The organism is Enterococcus sp. 3H8_DIV0648, from assembly GCF_002140655.1.
In the GTDB taxonomy this organism is placed as follows: domain Bacteria; phylum Bacillota; class Bacilli; order Lactobacillales; family Enterococcaceae; genus Enterococcus_A; species Enterococcus_A hulanensis.
Genome location: NZ_NGLG01000001.1, coordinates 1,789,655 through 1,796,279 on the forward strand (window position 1 = coordinate 1,789,655; position 6,625 = coordinate 1,796,279).

A 6,625-nucleotide genomic window follows, 5' to 3' on the forward strand; every position below is an offset into this window, starting at 1 on the left:
ACCCGATCCTTCTCCATTTGTATTTAAAATAACGTTATAATAAAATTAGAAAACCTTTGTTCTCTTTGGATTTTAGTTTGTTGCTTATTTCAATAACAAGTTCGTGATTTTTTGAATAGTTTTATAAATCGTGTCGGTCGCAGCGTCTTGTCTTTTTTCAGCCGCATTAAAAGCTTCTTCATTCACTTCCGGCAATAAACTATCGGTCATTTCTTGGCAACCGGCCACGTATTGAACGTAAGCTTTCTCAAAGCTCTTATGATTCCCCATAACTTTTGCCGGTGCCTTTAACATACCGATTTTTTTTAAATTTAATTGATAGAACTGTGTTCCCTCTTTAAATAATTCGTGAATTTCAGATAAACGTTCCTGATCAAACTCAGCCATTTTCTTTTCATCTAAAGCAGTACGGATTTCTTCATAGCTTGGATGTAAACGTTCACCCATTTTTTCTGTATTTTGGACGATTTCATTAATTTCTCTCGCATAAAACCCTGTATTAGGTCGCATTCATTTATTCCTACTTTCTATCTTTTGATACCTTCATTTTACCGATTTTCGTTCAAGATGCAAAGCGACTGAAGAAATATTAAGAAATGACTTCATTTATGTCTGGATTGATGGTACCTTTGAAATAATAAATTTTTTTAGGAGGCATGTTTATGGATACAATCATTCGAAAGTGGCGGTTAGAGGATGCGAAGGATTTAGCGGAAATGTTAAACAACAAAAAAATTCAAGACAACTTACGAGACGGCTTGCCTTTTCCTTATACCGAAAAAGATGGTTCAGCATTTATTCAAGACATGCTTGCTGCGGACCCAACAAAAACATTTGCGTTTGCAATCGTAAATGCTGAGGATCAAGCGATCGGCAGCGTTGGAGCTTTTCGCTGTGAAAACATCCATCAGCAAACTGCCGAGATGGGCTACTATTTAGCGGAGGACTATTGGGGACAAGGTTTCGTTACTAAGGCCGTAAAGCAGCTGACAGATTATCTCTTTGCCGAAACTGACATCATTCGAATTTTCGCTGAGCCTTTCTCAACGAATCAAGGTTCTTGTCGTGTGCTGGAAAAATGCGGCTTCCAACTCGAAGGGACTTTACGAAAAAACGCAGTAAAAAATGGTGAAGTAAAAGATATGCAGATGTATGCTTTGATCAAATAAAAAACTTCGCATGACGATCGATTTCTGATCGCATGCGAAGTTTTATTTTATTTATTTTTTTGTGCGCTTCGTTGGAAGAATTTAACGATCTCAACAATTGGAATGATCGCAAAGGATGCACCAATTACGATTCCCCATTGATACAAATCAAGATGTGCTACACGGAAGATATCATTCAATCCTGGTACCACAATAATGACCATCATCAACACAAAGGATAGCAAAATCGCCCAGTTGAAACTCTTATTGCGGAACGGTCCAACTTTAAACAATGATTGATGAACTGATTTTACGTTAAAGGCATGGAACAGCTGCATTAAACCTAAAGTAGCAAATGCCATTGTCAACGCATCAGAGTGGATTTCAACGTAGCTTGTATGAACAGGCCATTGAATCGCAGACCAGTATACAAACAAGACTGTCGCAGCTTCTAAGATACCTTGATAGATAATACTTGAGAAGACACCACCGGAGAATAGATTTGAGCTGCGTCCACGCGGCTTATGATGCATCAAATCTTTTTCAGCTGGTTCCATTCCCAAAGCAATCGCTGGGAATGTATCAGTTACCAAGTTAATCCACAATAGATGGATCGGCAGCAAGGTATCCCAACCTAGCAATGTAGCAATAAACAAGGTTAGCACTTCACCTAAGTTAGCCGCTAATAGATACTGAACAGCTTTTTGAATATTTGAGAAGACTTTACGTCCTTCTTCAACAGCCACAACGATTGTCGCAAAGTTATCATCTGCAAGGACCATATCAGAAGCGCCCTTAGAAACCTCTGTCCCTGTGATCCCCATACCGATACCGATATCCGCTTGTTTCAATGCAGGTGCGTCATTTACACCGTCACCGGTCATGGCTACAACTTTACCTTCTTTTTGCCATGCTTTTACGATCCGAACTTTATGCTCTGGAGAAACCCGTGCATAAACCGAATAGTGTTCTACTTTTTGAGCAAATTCTTCATCAGACATTTCATTTAATTGTGCACCAGTTAAAACAGAATCGTCATCACCTTTTTCGATGATTCCTAAACGAGCAGCGATTGCTTCAGCAGTGTCTTTGTGGTCCCCTGTGATCATGATAGGACGGACACCAGCTTCTTTAGCCACACGTACCGCTTCTGCTGCTTCCGCACGTTCTGGGTCGATCATACCGACTAAGCCAGCAAAGATCAAATCATTTTCGACGACTTCGGTTTCCAATTCAGCTGGAACCTGATCGACATACTTAAAAGCCATTCCCAATACACGCAATGCTTGTTGCGCCATGTCTTTATTATTAGCTAAAATATCTTGTTTTTCTTTGTCTGTCATTGGTACGACTTGACCATTTAACAGAATTTGTGACGTCCGATCAAGCAAGACATCTGGCGCACCTTTTACAGCCACCAAGATTTTGCCGTCTTTTTCTTCATGCAGCGTACTCATCAATTTACGATCCGAGTCGAATGGCAGCTCGCCGACACGAGGTTCTGCGGCTACTTTTTCACGCACATCAAAATTATTATTCAATCCAAATTGAACTAACGCCGTTTCTGTCGGATCACCGATCAAACTGCCATCTTGCGCAATTTTAGTATCGTTAGCATAGTTCATGACTTTCATCGCCATGCTGTCGCTAGGAACTTCACCGTTTGCGTCATATTGATGGTTATCTACGTATAATTTTTCAACCGTCATTTGGTTCAACGTCAGTGTACCTGTTTTATCTGAAGCAATGATATCTGTTGAACCCAATGTTTCAACGGCTGGCAACTTACGAATCACTGAGTTTCGTTTCGCCATTACCTGTGTACCTAGAGCTAGGATGATCGTAACGATCGCAGGCAATCCTTCTGGAATCGCAGCAACAGCCAATGAAATTGAGGTCAATAACATATCAACCCAAGAAGTATTGTTGAAGAAAATCCCAACGAAAAACATCACTACAGCGATAATAATAATTGCAAAGGTCAAGAATTTACTTAACTGATTCAAGTTGGTTTTAAGCGGGGTTTCAGTTTCATCCGCTTGCGCCAGCATGCCGGCAATTTTTCCGACTTCGGTGTTCATCCCAGTGTTGACAACAACACCTTTACCACGACCGTAAGTCACATTACTATTTGAATAAGCCATATTAACGCGATCGCCAATCCCGACTTCGCCTTCATCAATGACAATCAATTCTTTTTCAACTGGAACTGATTCACCAGTCAGTGCTGCTTCTTCAATCTTTAATGAAGCAATTTCGATCAAACGTAAATCGGCCGGTACCACATCGCCTGCTTCCAGCATAACGATATCCCCAGGAACAAGATCCGTTGATTTCACCGAGCTTGTATGTCCATCTCGCAAGACATTGGCATTTGGCGTTGACATTTCACGTAAAGCTTCGATTGCTTCTTCTGCTTTAGATTCTTGCACCACACCCATTACCGCATTGATGATTACCACGGCTAAGATAATGATCGAATCAACCACTTCATGAGAAACAACGGCGGAAATGACTGCCGCAAACAGTAGGACAATGATCATTAAGTCCTTAAACTGTTCTAAGAAGCGAGCGGCCATACTTTTCTTTTCGCCCTCTTCTAGTTCGTTCAAACCGTATTCGTTTAGGCGTTTTTCTGCTTCAGCAGATGTCAGCCCATCTTCTGTCGTTTGAACTTCTGCTAAAACCTGCTCTTTTTCTTCTGAGTAAAAAGGTTTTATCAGTTGTTGTTTTTTCTCTTCTGACATTATTATCCTCCTTAAAATAGTGTTCCTTTCGGGAGTAAAAAAAAATAGACTTGTGTATGCGAAAAGCACATACATAAGTCTCACTATTTAAGACAACACCAGAAAAACATCTTTTCTTGTTGGTGGCGTTGCCACAGCTTGCGCTGCTAGTTACTCCCTCATGAATACAAAACGAATTATAGCATGAGAAAAGGCGGGAATACAATCCTAACTTTCAAAATAAGCGATTGTAAGAGCTTCCACTAGAGACTTTTTGTCCAAAAATCTTCAGCTGTTCCTTGTTCCATGCCCATTATAAACTTTTCTCGAATATCTGGGTAGTTTTTAGCAACACGCGTCACCAAGTTTTTAATTTCTTCCCGCTTGGTCTTCTTATCCACAGGACAAGGATTAAAAATGACCGGCAATTCTTCGCGTTTCACAAGTCGAATGATTTGTTTTTCTTCTAGATAGATCATCGGGCGGATTAATGTCACGTTTGTCTTCGTCAAATAGCTTTTCGGTTCAAAACTATTCATCCGGCCGTGAAACAAAAAGTTCATAAAGTACGTTTCCAATGCATCATCCACGTGATGCCCTAACGCCACTTTTTGACAGCCCATTTCACTAGCCCGATTGTATAAGATTCCTCGACGCAGCTTCGCGCACAAGGAACAGGGCGATTTTTCTTCTCGAATATCAAAAACGACTTTAGCGATGTTTGTCGGGACGACCTCTAATTGATAGCCCAGGCTTTCCACAAACTCTTTCATGGGTGTGATGTCACAGCCTTCAAAGCCCATGTCGAGAGAAATCGGCAAAATCTCAAAATCAAAACCCAAACGTCTTTGCCGGCGAATTCGATCCAGCAAATAAAGCAATGTCGTACTGTCTTTGCCGCCGCTCATGCCGATTGCTACCTTATCACCAGATTCGATCATCTGGTGATTCAAAATAGCGCGGCGCAGCGGATTATAGTAATTCTGATTGTCTTTCTTTTTAAATCCCATACCTGCTCCTTTAGTCCATCTGTCTATTCAAAGAATTTTTCTTTTAAGCTGTACTGCTTCCCAGCCGTTATATCATATTGAATCATTTGATAATCCTGATAAATCTTTTCCTGCTGCTTATTTAAACGCGCTTCTTTGAACCATTGTCCACTTTGATAGTACATGCCCTTTTCAAACGCAGGCAATTCTTTTTGCAAAGCGACTAATAAACTCTGAAAACCCGTTAGTTGAAGTCTGCCTTGTTGGAAAAGGTCAGCCGCAAAATAAAACGGACTGGTCGTGACTTGCTGGTTATTCAGTTGATGACGATTGTCATACATCAAAAACTCTGTCTCGTGTAATTGATGACCTTTATTTTCTTCTTGGATCGCCTCTGAATAAATACCCGGTAAATGATCTCCCCAAAAAACAACGAGCGTTCGTTCTGGCAAATCATCTAATTTTTCTAAAAAGGCCTTCAAAGCTTCACTGCTATAAGCGATATCCTGCAAATAGCTTCTTACCGCTGAACTATTATCTCCTTGTACACCATATGGCAGATCATTATATTTATTTTCGTAAGGCATATGAGTCTGCATCGTCACAAGGTGCAAAAATTGCGGCTTTTTATTTTTTTCTAATTGATCAAAGATTTCTTGATAAGCAGCTTCATCAGAAATATAGGGATTATTTTCGATCTTATCTGTATGCTTCATGGTACTTTCATCTAAAAACTGATCAAACCTAAACGTTTTATAAACATCTTTTCTTTTATACATCGACGTATTATAAGGATGAATCGCGGTCGTTTCATATCCTCGCCCTTTTAAGGTTCCTACCAATGATGGAAACGAAGGAAACTCCGGCACTAACATTGTATAAGGTGTCGTCATTTGCGCATTAAAAAGCTCCATAGAAAAACCAGTCAGCGCTTCAAACTCAATATTCGCTGTTCCGCCGCCATAGTTTTGCGACAGCATTTGTCCACTATACGTCTTATTCGCCACCGCACGATAATCCTGCAGCGGATCTCCGCCAAAAATCTCTACTCCGTCTAAGCGTCCGGGGTCAGAAAAACTTTCACTCATCACATAAACAATATTTGGTTTTTCATCAGTTGCGTCTTTTGTTTTGTTCTGATACTCCTTCGTTACCTCTTTAACAGCAGCCGCTGAATAATTTTCCGGTTTTTCCATCGCCTCTACCGGCAGGTTGTATAAGAAGCCGCCCATAAACCCGGTATTATAGTAGTTCATTTTTTGACTATACGGAATCCACAAAGCCGTTTTATTATACGCCTTGCGCAACAAATTTCCCTGTTGGTTAAACCCGCCGATATATATCAGTAAGCCGCTGGTCAAGACAAAAAGACCTACGCGCAGCCACTGCCGGTTCTTCTCCAGCTTCAAGCTTTTTCTGATACTAAAAAAAATCAAAAAGATACCAACTGCTAAAAGCAGGATAAACAGAATGAACAAAGGAATTCCAACCATGTCTCGAATCATTCCGAATTCCGTGATCATTTTCAAATCATCCGGATAAATCGGCTCCATGCGATATTTCATTTTCAAATAATTGGCGATCCCTACACCAATCACCGTTAGAGTATAAAAGATACTGCCGCTTTTTAACGACCCTAGAAAACTGCTGATCCATCCGTAGAAAATAAGTAACACGAAACAGCCTAAAAAGAATTTTTCTGTATGCCAAGAAAACGCAAATTTGAATGCTAAATCAAAAGAAAACTCATTTTGCGTTAATT

5 protein-coding genes are annotated in these 6,625 nt (G+C 40.3%); 1 reads left to right on the top strand and 4 read right to left on the bottom strand.

The genetic code is table 11. From position 1 onward, the window contains the following. Positions 1-84: 84 nt before the first annotated feature. Positions 85-510, bottom strand: coding sequence for a hypothetical protein (locus A5875_RS08330; protein ID WP_088933160.1), 426 nt, complete (start codon positions 508-510; stop codon positions 85-87). A gap of 152 nt (positions 511-662) precedes the next feature. Between A5875_RS08330 and A5875_RS08335 the strand changes: the two genes are divergently transcribed. After that, positions 663-1,169 carry a GNAT family N-acetyltransferase gene (locus A5875_RS08335; RefSeq protein ID WP_088933161.1) on the top strand — a complete coding sequence of 169 codons (507 nt, stop codon included), beginning with the start codon at positions 663-665 and terminating at the stop codon, positions 1,167-1,169. A 47-nt stretch (positions 1,170-1,216) separates the two neighbouring features. On the opposite strand, the gene A5875_RS08340 is transcribed toward A5875_RS08335, so the two are convergent. The 3 genes from A5875_RS08340 to A5875_RS08350 all read right to left on the bottom strand — a co-directional run. Further along, complete coding sequence (locus tag A5875_RS08340) at positions 1,217-3,895, bottom strand: calcium-translocating P-type ATPase, SERCA-type (protein WP_088933162.1); 2,679 nt, start codon at positions 3,893-3,895, stop codon at positions 1,217-1,219. 242 nt (positions 3,896-4,137) lie between these two features. Beyond that, a complete protein-coding gene (locus A5875_RS08345) occupies positions 4,138-4,884 on the bottom strand; it encodes a tRNA 2-thiocytidine biosynthesis TtcA family protein (protein WP_088933163.1) in 747 nt (248 codons plus the stop codon). A 23-nt stretch (positions 4,885-4,907) separates the two neighbouring features. Then, positions 4,908-6,625: LTA synthase family protein (locus A5875_RS08350; protein WP_088933164.1), on the bottom strand; the 1,718-nt coding region annotated here is incomplete at its 5' end.

Bases quoted from the DNA above. Each gene is read 5' to 3' on its own strand.
- A5875_RS08345 (WP_088933163.1), bottom strand. From the start codon at position 4,884: ATGGGATTTAAAAAGAAAGACAATCAGAATTACTATAATCCGCTGCGC.
- A5875_RS08340 (WP_088933162.1), bottom strand. From the start codon at position 3,895: ATGTCAGAAGAGAAAAAACAACAACTGATAAAACCTTTTTACTCAGAA.
- A5875_RS08335 (WP_088933161.1), top strand. From the start codon at position 663: ATGGATACAATCATTCGAAAGTGGCGGTTAGAGGATGCGAAGGATTTA.
- A5875_RS08330 (WP_088933160.1), bottom strand. From the start codon at position 510: ATGCGACCTAATACAGGGTTTTATGCGAGAGAAATTAATGAAATCGTC.